The sequence below is a fragment of the Herbiconiux flava genome (assembly GCF_013409865.1).
GTDB classification, from domain to species: Bacteria; Actinomycetota; Actinomycetes; order Actinomycetales; family Microbacteriaceae; genus Herbiconiux; species Herbiconiux flava.
In genome coordinates this window covers 149,089-170,549 of the sequence record NZ_JACCBM010000001.1, presented here as the reverse complement: position 1 = coordinate 170,549, position 21,461 = coordinate 149,089, and the positions used below count along the sequence as shown (strand labels likewise).

Here is a 21,461-nt window from a genome sequence, read left to right as displayed (position 1 = left end):
CGACTTGACAGGCTCGGCCGCCATGGGCGTAATATCAATCCGATGTGACCGTTCACATGAACGAATTTGTGAACGGTCACACAAGACGAAGGGGTCATGAGGATGACGATGCGAGCCGAACTCGAGGTGGGCATCGCCCGCTTGCGGGCGGAGATCGCTGGTCTGCACTCCGAGCTCACGCGCTACGAGCTCGTGGTCTGGACGGGCGGGAACATCTCGGGTCGTGTGGTCGGCGCCGACCTGTTCGTCATCAAGCCCTCCGGTGTCTCCTATGAAGACCTGGCACCGGAGAACATGATCCTCTGCGACCTCGAGGGCACGGTCGTGCCGGGTACGCCCGGTGCCGCCCGCGCCCCTTCGGTCGACACCGCGGCGCACGCCTACGTGTACCGCAGCATGCCGGAGGTCGGGGGAGTGGCCCACACCCACTCGCCCTACGCCGTGGCCTGGGCGACGCTCGGGGAGCCCATCCCCTGCGTCACCACGACCATGGAAGCCGAGTTCGGGGGTGAGATCCCCGTCGGGCCGCTCGCCCGTATCGGCGACGACTCGATCGGGCGGGGGATCGTCGGCACGCTGGCGGGCCACCGCTCACCGGCCGTGCTGATGCAGAGCCACGGCCCCTTCACCATCGGCCCGGATGCCCGGACCGCGGTGAAGACGGCGGTGCTCGTCGAAGACGCCGCGCGGGTCGCGCACCTGGCCCGCCAGCTCGGCGAGCCGCGGGAGCTCACTCCCTCAGCCACCAGTCCCATCACGACGAAGAAGTCCTACACCACATCACGAAAGGAAACACAGTGAAGATCAAGACACTGCTCGCAGGAGTCGCCGCCGGCGCCCTGATGGTCAGCCTGGCCGCCTGCTCCAGCGGGGGCAGCAGCTCGGGCGGCGGTGAGGGCGGCGGAGACGGCGGCCTCATCGGCGTCGCGATGCCGACGAAGTCGTCGGAGCGCTGGATCCAGGACGGCGACGCCGTCAAGTCGCAGCTCGAGGACGCCGGCTACACCGTCGACCTCCAGTACGCCGAGGACGACATCCCCACCCAGGTCTCGCAGATCGAGAACATGATCACCAAGGGCGCCAAGGCCCTGATCGTCGCGTCGATCGACGGCACCACGCTCACCAGCGTGCTGCAGGAGGCCGCCGACAACGACATCCCCGTCATCGCCTACGACCGCCTCATCCGCGACACCGAGAACGTCGACTACTACGCGTCGTTCGACAACTACAAGGTGGGCGTGCAGCAGGCCAACTCCGTGCTGAACGGCCTCGGCCTCGTCGACCTCGACGGCAACGCGACCGACGGTGCCCCCGCCGGCCCGTTCAACATCGAGCTGTTCGCCGGTTCGCCCGACGACAACAACGCCACGTTCTTCTGGAACGGTGCGATCGACACCCTGCAGCCCTACATCGACAAGAAGGTCCTCGTCGTGAAGAGCGGCCAGGAGGCCTTCGAGCAGGCCGCCACGCTCCGCTGGGACGGCGAGACCGCCCAGAAGCGCATGGAGAACCTGCTGACGTCGACCTACTCCGACGGCTCCAAGGTCAACGCGGTGCTGTCGCCCTACGACGGCATCTCGCGCGGCATCATCTCGGCCCTGACCGACGCCGGCTACTCCGTCGGCGCCGAGTGGCCCGTCATCTCGGGCCAGGACGCGGAGCTCGACTCCGTCAAGGCCATCGAGTCCGGTGAGCAGTACGCCACCATCTTCAAGGACACCCGCGAGCTCGCGACCGTGGCCGTCAAGATGGCTTCGGCCCTGCTCGAGGGCGACGAGCCCGAGACGAACAACACCGAGGACTACGACAACGGTGTGAAGGTCGTCCCGTCCTTCCTGCTCGAGTCGCAGATCGTGGTCAAGGACAACATCGAGGACACCCTCGTCAAGTCCGGCTACTGGACCGAAGAAGAGATCAAGGGCTAGTCAGCCCCACTGAGACCCCCGCCCCGGTCGCGCGAGAGCGCGGCCGGGGCGCGGGGGTCTCGCCCCACCCGGCGTACGGCGTACGAGGCAAGGAAGCAGGTAATCCACGACATGTCCGATGACAGGACGAACATCCTCGAGATGCGGAGCATCACCAAGACGTTCCCCGGCGTGAAGGCGCTGCAGAACGTGACGGTCGACGTCCGCCGCGGCGAGGTCCACGCGATCTGCGGGGAGAACGGCGCCGGCAAGTCGACGCTGATGAAGGTGCTCTCGGGTGTGTACCCGCACGGCACCTACGAGGGTGACATCGTGTTCGAGGACGAGGTCGTGCAGTTCCGCGACATCCGTGACTCGGAGGCGAAGGGCATCGTGATCATCCACCAGGAGCTCGCCCTCAGCCCCTACCTCTCGATCGCCGAGAACATCTTCTTGAACAACGAGTTGAAGGGCCCCTTCGGCCTGATCGACTGGAACAAGACCAACCACGAGGCCGCCGCGCTGCTCGCGCGGGTGGGCCTGAAGGAGAACCCCACCACCAAGGTGCGGGACATCGGCGTGGGCAAGCAGCAGCTCGTCGAGATCGCGAAGGCGCTGTCCAAGCGCGTGAAGCTGCTCATCCTCGACGAGCCGACCGCGGCCCTGAACGACGAGGACTCCGACCACCTGCTGAACCTCATCCTGCACCTCAAGGAGCAGGGCATCACGTCGATCATCATCAGCCACAAGCTGAACGAGATCAAGAAGGTCGCCGACTCGGTCACCGTCATCCGCGACGGCAAGACCATCGAGACGATCTCGAAGAACGACGTCACCGAGGAACGCATCATCAAGGACATGGTGGGGCGCGACCTCGAGCACCGCTACCCCGACCACACCCCGCACATCGGCGAGGAGATCCTCCGCGTCGAGGAGTGGACCGCGCACCACCCCCAGGACCCGACCCGCGTCATGGTCGACGACGTCAACATCACCGTCCGCGCCGGCGAGATCGTCGGCATCGCGGGCCTGATGGGCGCCGGCCGCACCGAGTTCGCGATGAGCCTGTTCGGCCGCAGCTACGGGTCGAAGATCTCGGGCCGCGTCTTCGTCAAGGGCAAGGAGGTGAAGACCCGCACGGTCGCCGAGGCGATCGAGAACGGTCTCGCCTACGCCACCGAGGACCGCAAGACCTACGGGCTCAACCTGATCGACGACATCAAGCGCAACATCTCGATGGCGTCGCTGGAGAAGCTGGAGCGCTTCGGCCTGGTCGACGACGGCAAGGAGTTCCAGGTCGCGAACTCCTACCGCACGAGCATGAACATCAAGGCGCCGAGCGTGCTGGCCAAGACCGGGAAGCTCTCGGGCGGAAACCAGCAGAAGGTCGTGCTGTCGAAGTGGATCTACTCCGACCCCGACGTGCTGATCCTCGACGAGCCCACCCGCGGCATCGACGTGGGTGCGAAGTACGAGATCTACAGCATCATCAACAAGCTCGCGGCCGAGGGGAAGGGCATCATCGTCATCTCCTCCGAGCTGCCGGAGCTGCTCGGCATCTGCGACCGCGTCTACGCCCTCTCCGAGGGCCGGATCACCGGCGAGCTGCCCATCGCGGAGGCCACCCCCGAGGCCCTGCTCAAACTCATGACCATGGAAAAGCCCCGCTAGCCCGCGCGCTGACGGAAGAGGAGAATCAACGACCATGTCCGACCTGGAAACCAAGCCGTCCGACGCGACGGCCGCGGGCGCGCAAGTCAACCCCGTCGAGAACAAGTTCACCGAGCGCCTCAGCCACATCCTGGGCGACCTCGGCAAGAACGGCATCTTCATCGCCCTGGTGCTGGTGGTGGTGCTGTTCAGCATCCTGACCAACGGCATCCTGCTGCGCCCCCAGAACATCTCCAACCTGATCGTGCAGAACGGCTACATCCTCGTTCTCGCGATCGGCATGGTCATGGTCATCATCGCCGGCCACATCGACCTGTCGGTCGGTTCGGTGGCCGCGTTCGTCGGTGCCGTCTCCGGTGTGTTCGCGGTGCAGTGGGGTCTGCCCTGGTGGCTGTCGATCATCCTGTCGCTCGCCGTCGGTGCCCTCGTGGGCGTCTGGCAGGGCTTCTGGATCGCCTTCGTGGGCATACCCGCGTTCATCGTGACCTTGGCGGGCATGCTGATCTTCCGCGGACTCGCCCTCGTCGTGCTGGGCAACGCCAACATCGGCTCGTTTCCGACCGAGTACCGTGCCCTCGGCAACGGCTTCCTCACCGACCTGTTCGGTGAGTTCGAGCTCGACCCGCTGACCCTCGGCATCGCGGCGATCGCGATCATCGCGCTGTTCGTGTCGCAGTTCCGCACCCGCCGTGCCCGCCAGAGCTACGGCCAGGAGGTCGAGCCCTTCGCCTGGTTCGTCGCCAAGCTGGTGCTCGTCGCCGTGGCCGTCGGCCTGTTCGCCTACGCCCTCGCCACCTACAAGGGCATCCCGGTCACGCTGATCGTGCTCGCCGTGCTCGTGCTGATCTACGGCACGGTCATGAACCGCTCGACCTTCGGCCGTCACGTCTACGCCATCGGCGGCAACCTGCACGCCGCGGAGCTGTCGGGCATCAAGACCCGCAACGTCACCTTCTGGCTGTTCGTGAACATGGGCGTGCTGGCCGCGCTCGCCGGCCTGATCTTCACCGCGCGCCTCAACCTCGCCGGCCCGAAGGCCGGTGACGGCTTCGAGCTCGAGGCCATCTCCGCCGCCTTCATCGGCGGTGCGGCGGTGCAGGGTGGTGTCGGCACCATCGGTGGCGCCATCATCGGTGGTCTGATCATCGGTGTGCTGAACAACGGCATGTCGATCATGGGCATCGGCATCGAGTGGCAGCAGGCCGTCAAGGGCCTCGTGCTGCTGCTGGCGGTCGCGTTCGACGTCTACAACAAGCGCCGCTCCGGCGGTCGCTGAGCCCCGGCTCCGCCTCTCCGCATGAGCATTCGGCGGGTGTCCACCCGGCCCGGTATAGGGTCGCGGTCGTGACACCCGCCGAATTCCGTTTCACCCTCCCCGGCGGCGACGAGCTCGTCGCGCGGGCCGGGGCGGTGGTCGCGGTCTGCGCCGGCGACGAGTCGGGCGCCGATGCGCTCGCACGTCAGGTCGCCGAGCGAATCACCTCCGGCGTCTCCCCGGTCTACGCCTGGATCGACCGCCGCCGCGGCCTCGTGCCGGCGCTCGACGTCGCCGAGAACATCTTCATGGGGCACGAGCGCCGACGAGCGCGGGGCCTCTTCCGCGGCGGCATCGACTGGAAGCGCACCCGCGACGACGCCGCATCCCTGCTCGCCGGCCTGGGCTCGACGCTGCGGCCGGTCGACCGCGCGGGCGACGCCGGCGAGTTCGACCGGCTCGTGATCGAGATCGCCCGCGCCGAGGCCCGCGGAGCGTCGGTCGTCGCGCTCGACGAGCCGTCCGCGCGGCTCTCGCCGGCCGAGACCATCCGGCTGCTCGAGGTGCTCTCGGGTCTCGCCCTCCGGGGCGCCGCCGTGCTGGTCGTGACGCAGCGCCCGGCCGAGGCGCTCGGCTACGCCGACGAGCTCGTGGTGCTGCGCGGCGGGGCGATCGTCGGCGCGCACCCGCGGTCGTCGTGGTCGGGCGCAGCCGAGGGCGGCGCGGCGGGTGCCGAGGCGCGCGATGCGGTGCGCGACCGGGTGCTCGCCGAGCTGGTGGGGCCGACGGATGCGCGTCCCGCCGCCCCGGCGACGCCGCCGTCCCCCGGCAGCCCGCTCCTCCGCGTCACCGGCTGGAGCACCTTCGACCCGGTCGAACCCGAGCGCGCCCTCGTCTCCGACGCCGCGCTGGAGGTGCGCGCCGGCGAGATCGTCGGCATCGCGGGCCTCCGCGACTCGGGCGCCGAGTCGCTGCTGCTCAGCGTCTACGGCCGCTCCGAGGGCACCGGCACCACCGGCGCCGTCGAGCTCGACGGCCGCCCCGTCGACACGTCGACCGTCGAGAAGGCCATCGCGGCGGGTCTCTTCCTCGCCACCACCTCCGCCCCGCGCTACCGGGTGCGGTTCGTCGGCGGAATCGCGATGCCCGTCTCGGCCTCGAAGCTGCCCGCCCTTGTCTCGCTCGGCCTGGTCGATCGCGACAGTGACACGGCACCGCGCGAAGGCCTCGGCGCCACGATGCTCGGGGCCGCGCGCGCCCTCGGCAAGGGCGGCGACGAGGCGGGCCACATCCGCGGCCTGGTCGCGGCCTTCCCCGCCTCCGACCGCCGGGTGCTCCTGCTCGGCGAGCCCTTCCGCGGCTCGACGGAGGCGCAGCGTGCCGAGATCCTCAGCCACCTCGAGGCGGCCCGCGCCGCCGGCAAGGCCGTCGCGATCGCCTCGGCCGACCTCCCGGCCCTGCTCGCGCTCTGCGACCGCGTCGTCACCATGGCCGCCGGCCGCGTGACCGGCGAGGTGCGCGCGGGCGCCGATCCCGCCGCCCTCGGCGCCCTCCTCGCTCCCGGGTGACACGGCGACGCGGTGACCAGGTGACGCGGTGTCGCGGTGATGCGGTGACGCCGAACGACGGCGCCCGGCCCCGCGAGGTGCGCTGGGGCCTCGTCGACGTGGTCGCGGGCATCGCCGCCTTCGCCGTGCTGTCAGCCGTGGCACGGGTGCTCGTGCGGCTCCCCGGGGTGGGCGGCGAACCGGCGCTGGTGCTCGGCATCGAGCAGGTGATCGGCGGCTGGCTGCCGCTCGTCGCGGTGGTGCTCGTCGCCACCCACCGGCGGGGAAGGCGCAGCCTGCGCCTCGACTTCGGACTGCGCCTCCGCCCGGTCGACCTCGTGGTGGGGCTCGGCGTCGGGGTGGGGCTGCGGCTCGCGGCGCTCGGGCTGGCCGAGCTCGTGCGGCAGGCGACGGGAACCCGGGCCACGGCGTTCTCCGGGGGCGTGGGCGACCCGGTGCTGTTCGTGCTGTTCGCGGTGCTGGCCGCATCCGTCGTGTCTCCCGTGGTCGAGGAGCTCTACTTCCGCGGTCTGGTGCTGCGCTCGATCGAGCGTGCGGTCGCGCCGGCCGGCTCGACGGATGCGCGGCGGCGCCGGGCCGCGACGATCGCGGTGCTCGGCTCGGCGCTGCTGTTCACGGCCTTCCACCTCGATGGCGTGCCCGAGACGGCCGCCGCCGCGTCGCGCCTGCTCACCCTGTTCGTGGTGGGGATCGTGCTGGGGCTGATGGCGGTCGCGACGAAGCGGCTCGGGCCGTCGATCGTGGCGCACGGCGCCTTCAACCTCACGGTCGCCGTGCTCGAGATCGTGACCCCGCCGGCCGTGACGGGCTGAGCCGACCGACGGGACGCCGAGACCGGCAGCCCGCCGTGACGGAGCGGCCCCTTACACCTCAAGCGCTACCCCTTCGGGTACGCCTCCCACGCCGACTGCACCATCTCGCGCAGCGTGTGCCGCATCTCCCAGCCGAGGTCGCGGGCGGCGAGCTCGCCGAGCGCCACGATCCGGGCCGGGTCTCCGGGGCGGCGCGGAGCCACCTCGGGGGTGAAGTCGATGCCGGTGACCGAGGCCACCGCATCCATGATCTCGCGCACCGAGACGCCGTCGCCCGAGCCCAGGTTGTAGGCGGGCAGCACGCTCTCGCCGGCTTCGAGCCGGCGGGCGGCGGCCACGTGGGCGAGCGCCAGGTCGGAGACGTGGATGTAGTCGCGCACGCAGGTGCCGTCGGGGGTGTCGTAGTCGTCGCCGAAGATCGTGGGGGTGCGGCCCTCGCCGAGCGCGCGGAAGACCAGCGGGAACAGGTTGTGCGCGCTCGCGTCGTAGAGGTCGGGCGAGCCCGAGCCGACGACGTTGAAGTAGCGCAGGGCGGTGGCCTCGAGCCCGGCGGCGACCGCCTGGTCGCGCAGCAGCCACTCGCCGATCAGCTTCGACTCGCCGTAGGGCGACTCGGGCGCCTTCGGGGTGTCCTCGGTGACGAGCAGGGTGTCGGGCGTGCCGTAGACGGCGGCGCTGGAGGAGAAGACGAGGCGCGAGACCCCGACCGTCTGCATGCGCTCGAGCAGCACCGCGGTTCCGGTGACGTTCTGCTCGTAGGTGTGCAGCGGCCGCTTCACCGAGACGCCCGCGTACTTGTAGCCGGCGACGTGGATGACGCCGGTGACGTCGTGGTCGCGCAGCGTCCGCTCGACGAGGTCGCCGTCGAGGATCGAGCCCCGGACGAACGCGACGCCGTCGGGCACGAAGCCGGCGAAGCCGCTGGAGAGGTCGTCGAGCACGACGGGGGTGAGCCCCGCGCCCTGCAGCGCGCGGACGACGTGGGCGCCGATGTAGCCGGCACCTCCGGTGACGAGCCAGGTGGTCATTCCGAGATCCTCTCGATGGCGGGGTCGGTGACGGATGCTTCGCCGAACGGCCGGCGGACGGCCCCCTCCGACGGCACCACGGTGAACACCACGGGCTCGCGGTAGCCCGCCTCGGCGAACGCGGCGCGCTGGGCCTCGGCCAGCGCCTCGGCCTTCGAGCGGTGGATCAGGGCGATCGACGATCCGCCGAAGCCGCCGCCGGTCATCCTGGAGCCGATCGCACCGACGCGGCGGGCCACCTCGACGGACAGGTCGAGCTCGGGCACCGAGATCTCGAAGTCGTCGCGCATCGAGGTGTGCGAGGCGTCGAGCTGGGCACCGACCGCGCCGGCGCCGTGCTTCTCGAGCGTGCGCACGAGGTCGAGCACGCGCTCGTTCTCGGTGATGATGTGGCGCACGCGGCGGAAGGTCTCGTCGTCGAGCAGCTCCTCGGCGCGGCCGAGGTCGTCGGGGCCGAGGTCGCGCAGCGACGGCACCCCGAGGGTGCGGGCTCCGAGCTCGCACGAGGCGCGGCGGGCGGCGTACCCGCCGGTGGCGTGCTCGTGCTCGACCCGGGTGTCGGTGACGACGATGACGAGCTCCTCGTCGTCGAGGCCGAGCGGCACGACGCGGGTCTCGAGCGAGCGGCAGTCGATCAGCACGGCCGAGTCGAGGCGGCCGAGCAGCACGGCCGACTGGTCCATGATGCCCGTGGGCGCCCCCACGGCCTCGTTCTCGGCACGGCGGCCGATCACGGCGAGGGTGCGGCGGTCGAAGCCGAGGCCCCACAGCTCGTCGATCGCGATGCCGACGACGCTCTCGAGCGCGGCGCTGGACGACAGCCCCGCGCCGACCGGGATGTCGGAGACGACGTACAGGTCGAGGCCGGGCACCCGGGCGAGGTCGGCGCCCTGCACGCCGGCGGCCCAGATCACGCCGAGGGGGTAGGCCGACCAGCCCGACACGGATTCGGCCGAGAGGTCGTCGATCGAGATCTCGACGATCTCGTCGGTGAACGACGACGAGACCCGCACCAGGCGGTCGTCGCGCACCCGCGCGGCCATCACCGTGTGGCGGTCGATCGCGAAGGGCAGCACGAAGCCGTCGTTGTAATCGGTGTGCTCGCCGATGAAGTTGACCCGGCCGGGAGCGGCCCAGAGCGAGGTCGGAGCCTCGCCGTAGGCGGCCGCGAAGCCGCGGACGGCGGCGGAGTCGAGCTCGTCGAGGCCCTTTGGTGCGGGGGCGGAGGTGGTGGTGTCGGTCATGCGTCGTCCTTGTCTGCGCGGGCGAGGGCGTCCTTCAGGAGGCCGGCCGCCGTCTCGGGCGGAACGTCTCCGATGAAGGCGCCCATGGCGGCTTCGGAGCCGGCCAGGAACTTCATCTTGTCGGCCGCTCGGCGCGGCGAGGTGATCTGCAGCATCAGGCGGATGTCGTCGCGGTGCTCGTTCACCGGTGCCTGGTGCCAGGCCGAGATGTACGGCGTCGGGGTGTCGTAGAGGCGGTCGACGGCGCGCAGGATGCGGCGGTAGACGACCGCGAGCTCGTCGCGCTCCTCGGGGGTGGTCTCGGCGAAGTCGGGCACGTGCCGGTTCATCAGCAGGTGCACCTCGACGGGCCAGCGCGCCGCGAACGGCACGAAGGCGGTGACGTGCTCACCTTCGATCAGCACGCGGTCGGAGCCGCGCTCGAAGTCGAGGATGTCGGCGAACAGCGTAGGGCCGTAGCTCTCGATCGACGAGATCAGCTTCTGCGTGCGCGGGGTGATGTAGGGGTAGGAGTAGATCTGGCCGTGGGGGTGGTGCAGCGTGACGCCGATGGCCTCGCCGCGGTTCTCGAACGGGAAGACCTGCTGCACCCCGGGCAGCGCCGAGAGCGCGGCGGTGCGGTCGGCCCAGGCCTCGATCACGGTGCGTGCGCGGGTGACGGGCAGGTCGGCGAAGGAGCCCTCGGTCGCGGGGCTGAAGCAGACGACCTCGCAGCGGCCCACCGAGGTGGCGGTGCGGCCGAGGCCGACCTCCCGCAGCTCCGCGAGGGCGACGGCCGGGTCGGCGCCCTCGGGCGCCAGGTCGGGGCCGAATGACGGCGACTTGTTCTCGAACACCGCGACGTCGTAGTCGCTCGGCACTTCGGTGAGGTTCTCGGGGCTCGACGGGGCGAGCGGGTCGAGGTGCTTCGGGGGCAGCATCACGCGGTTCTGGCGCGCGGCGGCGATGGAGACCCACTCGCCGGTCAGCGGGTCCTGCCGCATCTGCGCCACCGGCGGCCGGGGCGCCTCGGGGCGCGCGTCGTCGGCCCGCTCGGGGGGCAGCAGGGTGTCGGGGTCGTCGAAGTAGATCAGCTCGCGGCCGTCGGAGAGACGGTGCACCCGCTTGATGATTCCGTTGCTGAGGGTCTGCACCCCTCGATTACGCCAGTTTCGAACCCGAAAGTCAAGCCCGCCAATCTGGTTTCGAATGCGTAAGATGGAGGCATGGGGAATGACGCGTCGACCGTGCGGCGCACTCGCGTGCTCGAGCTCGTCGCGGCCACCGGGTTCGCCCGCGTCGCCGAGCTCAGCCGCGAGCTGGGCGTCTCGGAGGTCACCGTGCGCAGCGACCTCGCCGCGCTCGAGCGCGACGGAGCCGTCGACCGCGTGCACGGGGGAGCGGTGCTCCGCGGCATGTCCCCCCGCACCGATGCCCTCGAGCCCTCCTTCGAGTCGGCGCGGGCGACCTGGGCCGACGAGAAGCGCCGCATCGGCGTCGCCGCCGCCGCGCTCGTCGAGAGCGGCAGCAGCGTGCTGCTCGACGTCGGCACCACCACCGCGGCCGTGGCCGACGCCCTCCTCGAGCGCGACGACCTCGACGACGTGGTCGTGATCACGAACGGTCTCTCCATCGCGCTCGCGCTCGAGGACGCGATCCCGCGCTTCACGGTCGTCGTCACCGGCGGCACGCTCCGGCCCCTCCAGCACTCGCTCGTCGCGCCCTACGCCTCGGCGCTGCTCAGCCGCCTGCACGCGGACCTCGCGATCATCGGCTGCACCGGGGTCGACGCCCGCGCCGGGGTGACGAACGTCAACCTCCCCGAGTCCGAGTTGAAGAGCGCGATGGTGGCGGCGAGCGACCGCGCCGTCGTCGTGGCCGACCCGTCGAAGATCGGGCACGCCGACGTGGGTATCGTGGGAGCCCTGGCCGACTTCGAGCTGCTGGTCACCGCATCCGGAGCCGACGCCCCGGCCGGGCACGACGAGCGGCTCGCGGCCCTCAGAGCCGCCGGCCTCGACGTGCTCGCGGCCCCCTGAACCCCACTCACCCCCCAGCCCCACACCTCACCGAAGAGCCGAAGAGCCGAAGAGAAACGAGCCCCGCGATGTCCGACACCTACCTCGCCGCCGCCGACCGCTACGAGCGGATGCCCTACAAGCGCTCGGGCCGGAGCGGCCTGAAGCTCCCCGAGCTCTCGCTCGGCCTCTGGCACAACTTCGGCCACGAGCGCCCCATCGACACCCAGCGCGCGATCATCCGCCGTGCCTTCGACCTCGGCATCACCCACTTCGACCTCGCCAACAACTACGGCCCGCCCGCCGGGTCGGCCGAGACCAACTTCGGCCGGGTCTTCGCCGAAGACCTCGCTCCCTACCGCGACGAGCTGATCATCTCGTCGAAGGCCGGGTACCACATGTGGGAGGGCCCCTACGGGGAGTGGGGCTCGCGCAAGAACCTGCTCGCCTCGCTCGACCAGTCGCTGACCCGGCTCGGCCTGCCCTACGTCGACATCTTCTACTCGCACCGCTTCGACCCCGAGACCCCGCTCGAGGAGACCATGGGCGCCCTCGCGACCGCGGTGCACTCCGGGAAGGCGCTCTACGTCGGCGTCTCGAACTACTCGCCCGAGCAGACCCGCGAGGCCGCGCGCATCCTCGCTGAGCACAAGGTGCCGCTGACCATCCACCAGCCCAGCTACTCGATGTTCAACCGCCACATCGAGACCGGCCTGCTACCCGTGCTCGAGGAGGTCGGTGCCGGCAGCATCGTCTTCTCGCCGCTGCAGCAGGGCTTGCTCACCGACCGCTACCTCGACGGCCACGTGCCGGCCGACTCGCGGGCGGCGACGAGCAATTTCCTCTCGGCCGACCGCATCGACGACACCTACCTCGAGCGCGCCCGCGGACTCGCCGAGATCGCGAAGGGCCGCGGCCAGACCCTGGCGCAGCTGGCGCTGACCTGGGTGCTCCGCCACCCGCAGGTCACCAGCGCCCTGATCGGCGCGTCGAGCGTCGCGCAGCTCGAGCAGAACGTCGCCGCGCTCGGCGCCCCGAAGCTCTCCGACGACGAGCTCGCCGCCATCGAGCCCTTCGCCGTCGACGGAACGGGGCGCCGCTGATTTGACGACGGTCCTGCACCCGGGCGACGCGCTGAGCGGTCGGCGCCGCTTCTTCTACGTCATCATCCTCGGCGCTCTCGTGGCGCTCGGACCGTTCACGATCGACCTCTACCTGCCGGCGTTCCCGGTGCTCGAGTCCGACTTCGGCGTCTCGGCCGCCGCGATCCAGCTCACCCTCACCGGCACCACCCTGGGTTTCGCGCTGGGGCAGCTGCTGGTGGGGCCGCTGAGCGACCGGGTCGGGCGACGGATGCCCATCATCATCGCCTCGTCGGTGCACGTGCTGGCGTGCGTCGGTGCGGCGCTCGCGCCCGAGATCGTGAGTCTCGGGGTGTTCCGGGTCGTCCAGGGCATGGGCGCCGCGGCCGGAGGCGTAGTCGCGATGGCGATGGTGCGCGACCTGTTCGGCGGGCGCCGGCTGGTGGTCATGCTGTCCCGGCTCGCGCTCGTCTCCGGCCTCGCCCCGATCATCGCGCCGGTGATCGGCTCGCAGCTGCTGCTCGTGGTGGACTGGCGGGGCATCTTCTGGGTGCTCGCCGCCTACGGGGCGCTCGTGGTGACCGTGGTGTCGCTCTGGATCAACGAGACGCTGCCGAAGGAACGGAGGAGCGGCGCCGGGGGCTCGGGCGTGCTGCGCCGCTACCGCAACGTGCTGACCGACCCGATCTTCGTCGGCGTCGCCCTGATCGGCGGCATGACCTTCTCGGGGCTGTTCTCCTACCTCTCGGCCAGCTCCTTCCTGTTCCAGCAGGTCTACGGCTTCGACCCCCAGCAGTACGGCCTGCTCTTCGCCGTCAACTCGCTCGGCATCGTCGCGGGCACGCAGATCAGCGCCCGGCTGACCCGCTGGTTCGGTCCGCAGTGGATCCTCGCGGTCTCGACCGTGCTGCTTTTCACCTGCGCGGCACTGATCGCGCTGTTCTCCGTGCTCGGGCTGGGACTCTGGGGCACGCTCATCCCGCTCTGGTTCTTCATCGCCTCCTGCGGGCTCACCTTCCCGTGCGTCCAGGTGCTGGCGCTGAACGCGCACGGCCACGAGGCCGGCACCGCGGCGTCGCTGCTCGGCGCCGTGAACTTCGGGATGGCCGGGATCGTGTCGCCCCTGGTGGGCGTGCTCGGCATCGACTCGGCCACACCGATGGCGGCGGTGATGGGGGCGACGGCGCTCGTGAGCATCCTGTCGCTGTGGTTCGTGGTGCGGCCGAAGCGGGTGCCGGCTCTCGGGCACTGAGGTACGCTCACGGGATGTCAGATCAGACGCCGCCGCCCGCCGACACGCTCGGCCCGCCGGAGCCTCCCGTCCCCTACAAGGTCACCCGGCGCTGGCCCGTGGTCTCGGCGGTCGTGGCGCTCCTGGTCGCCGTGCTGCTCGGGGTCATCGTCGTCGTGCGCGAGCAGGGGCTGCCGTTCGGCATCGACGAGGAGTGGATGGACGAGATCCTCGAGAATCGCACGCCGGTCCTCGAAGCGCCGTCGCTCATGATGAACTACCTCGGCGGCGGGTTCCTCGCGGTGATCGTCATCCCGCTCGTCGTGATCGCGCTGCTGCTGATCTTCCGACGTCCCTGGGCCGCGCTGTTCTTCACGATCTCGATCATCCTGAGCGCGGCCGTCGTGCAGGTGCTGAAGACCGCGGTCGGGCGGCCCCGGCCCGAGGACATGCTGGTCGTCAGCGACTTCGGCTCCTTCCCCTCCGGTCACTCCGCGAACGCGGCGACGCTCGCCGTGGTGCTCGGCATCGTCTTCGCGCGCACCTGGATCTGGGTGGCCGGCTCGGTCTACACCCTGCTGATGATGGCGAGCCGCACCTACCTCGGTGCGCACTGGCTCACCGACACCATCGGCGGTCTGCTCCTCGGTGCGGGCGTCGCCGCGCTGGTCTGGGCCCCCTTCGCGTCGAAGATCTACGCCGAGCGGGTGCGTGACCATCGGCCGATCTGGAACCGTTCCGCTCCGCCCGGGGTTACCGGTAGCGTCGGGGCATGAGAATCCTCCTTGTCGGCGCGGGCGGTGTCGGCGACGCGATCGCCAAGATCGCCGCACGCCGCAGCTTCTACGACCACATCGTCGTCACCGACTACGACCTCGCCCGAGCCGAACGCACCGTCGCGTGGGTCGAGGGCAAGCACGGCCCCGACGTCGCGGCCCGCTTCACCGCCGACCGCATCGACGCCTCGAACCCCGACGACGTCGCCGAGGTCGCCCGCAGGCACGGCGCCACCCACGTGATGAACGCGGTCGAGCCGAAGTTCGTGCCGACCATCTTCGCCGGGGCGCTCGCTGCGGGCGCCGACTACCTCGACATGGCCATGAGCCTGTCGGAGCCGCACCCCACGAACCCGTACACCGAGACCGGCGTCAAGCTCGGCGACGACCAGTTCGCGCAGGCGCCCGACTGGGAGAAGGCCGGCCGGCTCGCCCTCGTCGGCATGGGCGTCGAGCCCGGCCTCTCCGATGTCTTCGCCCGCTACGCGGCCGACCACCTGTTCAGCGAGATCGACGAGCTCGGCACGCGCGACGGCGCCAACCTCGTGGTGCGCGACAGCGACGGCAACGAGATCTTCGCCCCCTCGTTCTCGATCTGGACCACGATCGAGGAGTGCCTGAACCCTCCTGTGATCTGGGAGAAGGACACCGGCTGGTTCACCACGCCGCCGTTCTCGGAGCCCGAGGTCTTCACCTTCCCCGAGGGCATCGGCGACGTCGAGTGCGTCAACGTCGAGCACGAGGAGGTGCTGCTGATGCCGCGCTGGGTCGACGCCAAGCGCGTGACGTTCAAGTACGGGCTCGGCGAGGAGTTCATCGGCATCCTGAAGACGCTGCACCAGCTCGGCCTCGACAAGACCCAGCCCGTGCGCGTGCGCTCGGCGAACGGCCCCGTCGAGGTCGCCCCCCGCGACGTCGTCGCCGCCGGCCTGCCCGACCCCGCGACCCTCGGCCCCTTCATGACGGGCAAGACCTGCGCCGGCCTCTGGGTCACGGGCACCGGCACCGACGGCGAGCCGCGCGAGGTGTACCTCTACCACGTCAGCGACAACGAGTGGACGATGGCCGAGTACGAGGCCCAGTGCGTCGTCTGGCAGACCGCCCTCAACCCGGTCATCGCGCTCGAGCTGCTCGCTCGGGGAACGTGGACGGGCACCGGCGTGCTCGGCCCGGAGGCGTTCGACGCGAAGGCGTTCCTCGACCTGATGGCCGCGCCGCTGGACGAGGGCGGCTACGGGCAGGCCTGGGGCCTCGAAGACCGGCTCGCCTGAGGCCAGGGCGCACGGGACCATGAGCGGCGTCACGTCATGAGCGGCATCGCGGTGCACACCGGCGGCTCGGCCCTGCCGGTCGAGATCGAGGCGATCGAGCTGCACCGCATCGCGATGCCGCTCGTGCGTCCGTTCGAGACGAGCTTCGGCCGCCAGACCGCCCGCGACGTGCTGCTCGTGCGGGTGCTCACCGCCCAGGGCGAGGGCTGGGGCGAGTGCGTCGCCATGGCCGACCCCGTGTACTCGAGCGAGTACGTCGAGGGGGCGGCCGCCGTCATCCGGAGCTATCTCGCCCCGGCCCTGCTCGCGGCCCGCACGGTGCGCGCCGCCGAGGTGTCGAGCGTGCTGGGCGGCACCATCGGCCACCGCATGGCGAAGGCCGCCCTCGAGTCGGCTGTGCTCGACGCCCAGACCCGGGCCGCCGACATCAGCTTCGGCGAGTACTTCGGCGCGGTGCGGCCCGAGGTCGACTGCGGCGTCTCGGTGGGCATCGCGCCGTCGATCGAGGCACTGCTCGACGAGGTCTCCGAGTACTCCGAGGCGGGCTACCGCCGCATCAAGCTCAAGATCAAGCCGGGCTGGGACCTCGAACCGGTCGCCGCCGTGCGCTCGATGCTGGGGCCGGATGCGCTGCTGCAGGTCGACGCGAACACCGCCTACACCGTGGCCGACATCGACCACCTCCGCGGGCTCGACGACTTCGGGCTGCTGCTCGTCGAGCAGCCCTTCGTCGAGGAGGACATCGCGGCGCACGTGATGCTCGCGAAGGCCATCGACACCCCGGTCTGCCTCGACGAGTCGATCACGAGCACGGCGGTCGCGATCGACGCGATCGAGCGCGACGCCACCTCGATCGTGAACATCAAGGCCGGTCGGGTCGGCGGGTACCTCGAGGCCATCCGCATCCATGACGCCTGCCTCGAGCGCGACGTCGCCGTCTGGTGCGGCGGGATGCTCGAGACCGGCCTCGGCCGGGCCGCCAACGTCGCGCTCGCCGCTCTCCCCGGCTTCACGCTGCCGGGCGACACCTCGGCGTCCGACCGCTACTTCGCCGACGACCTGACCGAGTCGTTCGTCCTCGTCGACGGACGGCTGGCCGTGCCCTCGGGCCCCGGCACCGGCGTGACGGTGCGCACCGAGCTGGTGGCCGCGTGGCGCACCAGGCCGGCCGAGCTGCTCACCCGTGCCTGAGATCGCGCTGCGGCCGTTCGACCCGGCGCGGGCCGGCGATCGGGCGGCCGTGCTCGAGATCTGCGTGCGCACCGGCGACGCGGGGCGTGATGCGAGCGGTCTGCATCCGGATCTGCGGGTGCTCACCGACCGCTGGGCCACACCCTATCTCGACCTCGAGCCGGCGCTCGCCGTGCTGGCGACGGTGGGCGACGAGGTCGTGGGCTACGTGCTCGGGACGGCCGACACGGTGCGCTTCGCCGAGCGCTTCGCAGCGCATCCGTCGAGCCTGACACCTCTCGAACGTCGGAAGCACGCCGGGCGACTGCTGATCGTGGAGGCCGCGGACCTGCCTGCGCACCTGCACATCGACCTGCTGCCGGCCGCCCAGGGGCGTGGCGCGGGGCGGGCGCTGATCGAGGCGTTCGTGGCGGCGTTGCCCGCGGGCACGGCGGGCGTTCACCTCGGGGTCGACGCGGCGAACACGGGCGCGCAGGCGTTCTACCCGCGGGTCGGGTTCCGGGAGCTGCGGCGCGACGCCGACGGGGTGCTGTTCGGCCGGATGCTCGGGTGACTGCGGCTCGGGTGCCCGCCGCTCTGGTGACCGCCGCTCGGGTGACGGCCGCTCAGGGCAGCAGCAGGGTCGGCGACATGAGCCCGATCAGGAGCAGCGCCAGGGCGGCGATGGTGCCGGCCGCGGTGAGCGCGCCCACCCAGGGCCAGCGCTCGAACCAGTAGAGCAGCTCGGGCATCTCCTTGCGCAGGGCGGCGGCGGTGACCGGGTCGAGGCGGCGCCGAACCGGCACGTCGACCGCGGCGGCGACGCGCTCGATGTCGTCGCCCGACCAGAACTCGCCGCGCATCCGGAGCAGGAGCTCGCCGGCGGTGTCGACCAGGAAGAGCTGCGGCGTGGTCTCGGTCGAGGGCCCGCGGTAGACGTCGAGCACGATCGCGCCGGCGATGCGCTTCACCGGCACGCGGTTGTGCGAGAAGAAACCGCGCTCGATGACGGCATCCCGATCGACCCGGATGCTGACGGCCCGCAGCAGCAGCACGGCCGCGACGTAGAGCAGCACGACGAAGCCGAACGCGATCACCACCCGCGGCCAGCTGCCGCGGGGAATGGCGTACCAGAGCATGGCGGTGAAGATCGGCAGCGTCAGCGCCGCGACCACGATGCGCGCCTGCGCGAGGATCTGGGCGCGCGGCCGCAGCACTCGCGTCGAGACCCCCGTCTGCACACTCACCCGACCAGGGTAGGGCGAGGTCCGCGGCCGCTGTAGCGGCCACTTGGGGGACACCCGGGCAGCAGCTCCCAGGCGGCGCCCAGAGTGCGACGGCCGTCGGAAAGGAGCCGCACCCCCTGTCGGCGGCGGGACGCCCTTCGTAGGCTGAGGCCATGACCGCTCACGATGCAGTCCCCCTGTCCGTCGTCGACTCCTGGTGGCGCGCCGCCAACTACCTCTCGGTCGGGCAGATCTACCTGCTCGACAACCCGCTTCTCAAGCGGCCCCTGAAGGTCGACGACATCAAGCCGCGGCTGCTCGGGCACTGGGGCACGACGCCGGCGCTGAACTTCATCTACGCGCACCTGAACAAGCTGATCGTCGAGCGCTCCTCGAACGTCATCTACATCGCCGGCCCGGGTCACGGTGGCCCCGGGGTCGTGGCGAACGCCTGGCTCGACGGCACCTACTCCGAGCTGTTCCCGCAGGTCTCGCAGAACGGCGAGGGCATGCGCCGGCTGTTCCGTCAGTTCTCGTTCCCGGGCGGCATCCCCTCGCACGCGGCGCCTGAGACGCCCGGCTCGATCAACGAGGGGGGTGAGCTCGGCTACTCGCTCGTGCACGCCTACGGCGCAGCCCTCGACAACCCCGACCTCATCACGGCCTGCGTGATCGGCGACGGCGAGGCCGAGACCGCCACGCTCGCCACGAGCTGGCACCTGAACAAGTTCCTCAGCCCGATGACCGACGGGGCCGTGCTGCCGATCCTCAACCTCAACGGGTACAAGATCGCCAACCCGACCGTGCTGGCGCGCATCCCGGAGCACGAGCTCGAGTCGCTGTTCATCGGCTACGGCTACTCGCCCCGCATCGTGGCCGGCGGCTTCGACGACGAGGACCCGATGGCGGTGCACCAGCGCTTCGCCGACACCATGGCGCAGGCCTTCGACGACATCGCCACCATCCAGCGCCAGGCGCGCTCGGGCGGCGAGACGGCGCGCGCGGCGTGGCCGATGGTCATCCTGAAGACCCCGAAGGGCTGGACCGGCCCCAAGTTCGTCGACGGACTGCCCGTCGAGAACACCTGGCGCGCGCACCAGGTGCCGCTCGCCGGCGTGCGCGACAACCCGGAGCACCTCGCCCAGTTGCAGGAGTGGCTGATGAGCTACCGTCCGGGCGAGCTCTTCGACGCGCACGGCAAGCCGGTCGTGGAACTGGCCCCGGCGCGTCCGGCGGGCGACCTGCGGATGAGCGCGAACCCGCACGCGAACGGCGGGCTGCTGCGCAAGGCGCTGACCCTGCCCGCGCTCGACGCCGTGGCCGTCGACATCACCCCGGGAGACGGACCGTCGGGCCCGGGCACCGGAGCCGAGGGCCGTGGTGCGGTGGCCGAGCCGACCCGCGTGCTCGGGGCGTGGCTGCGCGACCTGATCCGCCTGAACCCGGAGTCGTTCCGCATCTTCGGGCCCGACGAGGTCGCCTCCAACCGGCTCGACGACGTCTACGAGGTGACGGCCAAGGAGTGGCAGGCAGAGGTGCTCGAGACCGACGAGAACCTCTCGCACGACGGGCGCGTGATCGAGATCCTCAGCGAGAACCTCGCGCAGGGGCTGCTCGAGGGCTACCTGCTCACCGGGCGGCACGGGCTGTTCACCTCCTACGAGGCGTTCATCCACGTCGTCGACTCGATGTTCAACCAGTACGCCAAGTGGCTGGAGTCCAGCGCGAAGGTGGAGTGGCGCCGGCCGATCTCCTCGTTCACCTACCTGCTCTCGTCGCACGTCTGGCGTCAGGACCACAACGGCTTCTCGCACCAGGACCCGGGGTTCCTCGACCACGTGGTGAACAAGCAGTCCAGCGTGGTGCGGGTCTACCTGCCACCGGATGCGAACACCCTCCTCGTGACGGCCGAGCACTGCCTGGCGTCCCGGGACTACGTCAACGTGATCGTCGCGGGCAAGCAGCCCACGGCTTCGCTGCTGTCGCTGGAGGAGGCCCGCACCCACGGCGCCCGCGGTGTGAGCGTCTGGGAGTGGGCCGGCACGGAGCGCGTGGGGGAGGAGCCCGACGTCGTGGTCGCGGCGGCCGGCGACGTGCCGACGGTCGAGGCGATGGCGGCGGTGCAGATCCTGAAGAAGGAGATCCCCGCCCTCGCGGTGCGCTTCGTCAACGTGGTCGACCTGATGCGCCTGCAGGAGCAGACCGAGCATCCGCACGGCCTCGACGCGGCGTCGTTCGACGCGGTGTTCACCACGGACAAGCCGGTGGTGTTCGCGTTCCACGGCTACCCGTCGCTGATCCACCGGCTCACCTACCGGCGCACGAACCACGCGAACATCCACGTGCGCGGGTTCAAGGAGATGGGCACCACCACGACGCCCTTCGACATGCTGATGCTGAACGACCTCGACCGGTTCCGGCTGGTGATGGACGTCATCCGGCGCGTGCCCCGGCTCTCGACCGCCTACGCGGGGCTGTCGCAGAAGATGGACGACGCGCGGGCGGCGCACCGCGCCTACACCCGGGCGCACGGGGAGGACGCGCCCGACGTGACCGGTTCCGCCGGCCTCGTCTTCGCCTCCGACGAGGACGTGGAGGAGGCAGGCGACACGGGCGACGACAACGCCCGCGGTGGCCGCGGCGAGTTCGGCTGAGCGGCGCCTCGCCGTGCCGCTCCCTCCTCGGGGGTGGGTTCGGGCGTGCATCCGCGTAGCATCGAGGCATGAGTTCTGAGAATCTGCTCGGCCTGCCCGAGACCCGCCTGACCGAGGAGCCCGGAGTCGCCGAGGCGGTCGCCGGAGCCGTCGGCTACGACGTCGACGAGGTGCTCGAGGCGACGGTGAAGGCCCACCCCACCTCGTCGCTCGCCTGGGCGACGCTAGCCGACCGCGCTTTCTCGCGCGGTGAGACGCTGCAGGCCTACGCCTTCGCCCGCGTCGGCTACCACCGCGGGCTCGACGCCCTGCGCAAGGCCGGCTGGCGCGGCCAGGGCCCTGTGCCGTGGTCGCACGAGCCCAACCGCGGCGTACTGCTGTCGCTCTACCTGCTGCGCCGGGCCGCCGAGGCGATCGGCGAGACCGACGAGGTGACCCGCCTGACCGAGTTCCTGCAGGGCGCCGACCCGCGTGCCGTCGCGGCGATCGAGGCCGGCGAGCGCTGAGGCTTTCCTTTCGGAATGCCGAGGCGTACTGTTGCGTTCTATCAGACGACGGAAGGAGTCGATATG

General features: G+C 70.8%; 19 protein-coding genes. 15 read left to right on the top strand and 4 right to left on the bottom strand.

The genetic code is table 11. The features are described 5' to 3' along the window. The first annotated feature begins 102 nt into the window (after positions 1 to 102). The 6 genes from BJ984_RS00835 to BJ984_RS19010 all read left to right on the top strand — a co-directional run bounded on the left by BJ984_RS00835 (position 103) and on the right by BJ984_RS19010 (position 7,210). Positions 103 to 801 carry an L-ribulose-5-phosphate 4-epimerase gene (locus BJ984_RS00835; RefSeq protein ID WP_173182632.1) on the top strand — a complete coding sequence of 233 codons (699 nt, stop codon included), beginning with the start codon at positions 103 to 105 and terminating at the stop codon, positions 799 to 801. Further along, complete coding sequence (gene chvE, locus BJ984_RS00830) at positions 798 to 1,925, top strand: multiple monosaccharide ABC transporter substrate-binding protein (RefSeq protein ID WP_271206337.1); 1,128 nt, start codon at positions 798 to 800, stop codon at positions 1,923 to 1,925. Before BJ984_RS00835 ends, chvE begins: the two co-directional genes overlap by 4 nt. Before the next feature lie 111 nt (positions 1,926 to 2,036). Beyond that, on the top strand, positions 2,037 to 3,575 hold the full coding sequence (mmsA, locus tag BJ984_RS00825; protein WP_173182633.1) for a multiple monosaccharide ABC transporter ATP-binding protein: 1,539 nt from the start codon (positions 2,037 to 2,039) through the stop codon (positions 3,573 to 3,575). 34 nt (positions 3,576 to 3,609) lie between these two features. Further along, positions 3,610 to 4,851: a multiple monosaccharide ABC transporter permease gene (mmsB, locus tag BJ984_RS00820; protein WP_173182634.1), complete on the top strand. Its 1,242-nt coding sequence runs from the start codon at positions 3,610 to 3,612 to the stop codon at positions 4,849 to 4,851. A gap of 68 nt (positions 4,852 to 4,919) precedes the next feature. Further along, positions 4,920 to 6,398, top strand: coding sequence for a sugar ABC transporter ATP-binding protein (locus BJ984_RS00815; protein WP_179546421.1), 1,479 nt, complete (start codon positions 4,920 to 4,922; stop codon positions 6,396 to 6,398). A gap of 44 nt (positions 6,399 to 6,442) precedes the next feature. Next, positions 6,443 to 7,210 carry a CPBP family intramembrane glutamic endopeptidase gene (locus BJ984_RS19010; protein WP_179546420.1) on the top strand — a complete coding sequence of 256 codons (768 nt, stop codon included), beginning with the start codon at positions 6,443 to 6,445 and terminating at the stop codon, positions 7,208 to 7,210. 65 nt (positions 7,211 to 7,275) lie between these two features. Here BJ984_RS19010 and galE read toward each other — a convergent pair whose 3' ends face one another. The 3 genes from galE to galT are packed head-to-tail and all read right to left on the bottom strand — an operon-like array spanning position 7,276 to position 10,615. After that, the gene (gene galE, locus BJ984_RS00805; protein WP_179546419.1) at positions 7,276 to 8,238 is read right to left on the bottom strand and encodes a UDP-glucose 4-epimerase GalE; all 963 of its coding nucleotides are present in this window, start codon (positions 8,236 to 8,238) and stop codon (positions 7,276 to 7,278) included. Then, entirely contained in the window at positions 8,235 to 9,482 is a 1,248-nt protein-coding gene (gene galK, locus BJ984_RS00800) for a galactokinase (RefSeq protein WP_179546418.1), read from the bottom strand. Before galK ends, galE begins: the two co-directional genes overlap by 4 nt. Then, on the bottom strand, positions 9,479 to 10,615 hold the full coding sequence (galT, locus tag BJ984_RS00795) for a galactose-1-phosphate uridylyltransferase (protein ID WP_271206336.1): 1,137 nt from the start codon (positions 10,613 to 10,615) through the stop codon (positions 9,479 to 9,481). The genes galK and galT overlap by 4 nt, the downstream gene beginning before the upstream one ends. 72 nt (positions 10,616 to 10,687) lie before the next feature. On the opposite strand from galT, the gene BJ984_RS00790 reads away from it, so the two are divergent. From BJ984_RS00790 to BJ984_RS00760, 7 genes are all read left to right on the top strand, one after another. Then, complete coding sequence (locus BJ984_RS00790) at positions 10,688 to 11,500, top strand: DeoR/GlpR family DNA-binding transcription regulator (protein ID WP_179546417.1); 813 nt, start codon at positions 10,688 to 10,690, stop codon at positions 11,498 to 11,500. Positions 11,501 to 11,568: 68 nt separating this feature from the next. Then, a complete protein-coding gene (locus BJ984_RS00785) occupies positions 11,569 to 12,582 on the top strand; it encodes an aldo/keto reductase (RefSeq protein ID WP_179546416.1) in 1,014 nt (337 codons plus the stop codon). Between the two features lies 1 nt (position 12,583). Next, positions 12,584 to 13,813: a multidrug effflux MFS transporter gene (locus BJ984_RS00780; RefSeq protein ID WP_179546415.1), complete on the top strand. Its 1,230-nt coding sequence runs from the start codon at positions 12,584 to 12,586 to the stop codon at positions 13,811 to 13,813. A 14-nt stretch (positions 13,814 to 13,827) separates the two neighbouring features. After that, positions 13,828 to 14,568 carry a phosphatase PAP2 family protein gene (locus tag BJ984_RS00775; protein ID WP_179546414.1) on the top strand — a complete coding sequence of 247 codons (741 nt, stop codon included), beginning with the start codon at positions 13,828 to 13,830 and terminating at the stop codon, positions 14,566 to 14,568. Beyond that, entirely contained in the window at positions 14,565 to 15,839 is a 1,275-nt protein-coding gene (locus tag BJ984_RS00770) for a saccharopine dehydrogenase family protein (protein WP_179546413.1), read from the top strand. Before BJ984_RS00775 ends, BJ984_RS00770 begins: the two co-directional genes overlap by 4 nt. A 36-nt stretch (positions 15,840 to 15,875) precedes the next feature. After that, the gene (gene menC / locus BJ984_RS00765; RefSeq protein WP_179546412.1) at positions 15,876 to 17,030 is read left to right on the top strand and encodes an o-succinylbenzoate synthase; all 1,155 of its coding nucleotides are present in this window, start codon (positions 15,876 to 15,878) and stop codon (positions 17,028 to 17,030) included. Next, positions 17,023 to 17,583, top strand: a complete 561-nt coding sequence (locus BJ984_RS00760) for a GNAT family N-acetyltransferase (RefSeq protein ID WP_271206335.1) — start codon at positions 17,023 to 17,025, stop codon at positions 17,581 to 17,583. The genes menC and BJ984_RS00760 overlap by 8 nt, the downstream gene beginning before the upstream one ends. A 52-nt stretch (positions 17,584 to 17,635) precedes the next feature. Here BJ984_RS00760 and BJ984_RS00755 read toward each other — a convergent pair whose 3' ends face one another. After that, positions 17,636 to 18,256: a hypothetical protein gene (locus BJ984_RS00755; RefSeq protein WP_179546411.1), complete on the bottom strand. Its 621-nt coding sequence runs from the start codon at positions 18,254 to 18,256 to the stop codon at positions 17,636 to 17,638. Between the two features lie 152 nt (positions 18,257 to 18,408). Between BJ984_RS00755 and BJ984_RS00750 the strand changes: the two genes are divergently transcribed. After that, positions 18,409 to 20,889, top strand: a complete 2,481-nt coding sequence (locus tag BJ984_RS00750; RefSeq protein ID WP_179546410.1) for a phosphoketolase family protein — start codon at positions 18,409 to 18,411, stop codon at positions 20,887 to 20,889. 68 nt (positions 20,890 to 20,957) lie between these two features. Continuing rightward, on the top strand, positions 20,958 to 21,395 hold the full coding sequence (locus BJ984_RS00745; protein WP_179546409.1) for a DUF3151 domain-containing protein: 438 nt from the start codon (positions 20,958 to 20,960) through the stop codon (positions 21,393 to 21,395). Positions 21,396 to 21,461: the final 66 nt, after the last annotated feature.

Bases quoted from the DNA above. Each gene is read 5' to 3' on its own strand.
- BJ984_RS00835 (WP_173182632.1), top strand. From the start codon at position 103: ATGACGATGCGAGCCGAACTCGAGGTGGGCATCGCCCGCTTGCGGGCG.
- mmsA (WP_173182633.1), top strand. From the start codon at position 2,037: ATGTCCGATGACAGGACGAACATCCTCGAGATGCGGAGCATCACCAAG.
- mmsB (WP_173182634.1), top strand. From the start codon at position 3,610: ATGTCCGACCTGGAAACCAAGCCGTCCGACGCGACGGCCGCGGGCGCG.
- galE (WP_179546419.1), bottom strand. From the start codon at position 8,238: ATGACCACCTGGCTCGTCACCGGAGGTGCCGGCTACATCGGCGCCCAC.
- galK (WP_179546418.1), bottom strand. From the start codon at position 9,482: ATGACCGACACCACCACCTCCGCCCCCGCACCAAAGGGCCTCGACGAG.
- BJ984_RS00790 (WP_179546417.1), top strand. From the start codon at position 10,688: ATGGGGAATGACGCGTCGACCGTGCGGCGCACTCGCGTGCTCGAGCTC.
- BJ984_RS00785 (WP_179546416.1), top strand. From the start codon at position 11,569: ATGTCCGACACCTACCTCGCCGCCGCCGACCGCTACGAGCGGATGCCC.
- BJ984_RS00775 (WP_179546414.1), top strand. From the start codon at position 13,828: ATGTCAGATCAGACGCCGCCGCCCGCCGACACGCTCGGCCCGCCGGAG.
- BJ984_RS00770 (WP_179546413.1), top strand. From the start codon at position 14,565: ATGAGAATCCTCCTTGTCGGCGCGGGCGGTGTCGGCGACGCGATCGCC.
- menC (WP_179546412.1), top strand. From the start codon at position 15,876: ATGAGCGGCATCGCGGTGCACACCGGCGGCTCGGCCCTGCCGGTCGAG.
- BJ984_RS00750 (WP_179546410.1), top strand. From the start codon at position 18,409: ATGACCGCTCACGATGCAGTCCCCCTGTCCGTCGTCGACTCCTGGTGG.
- BJ984_RS00745 (WP_179546409.1), top strand. From the start codon at position 20,958: ATGAGTTCTGAGAATCTGCTCGGCCTGCCCGAGACCCGCCTGACCGAG.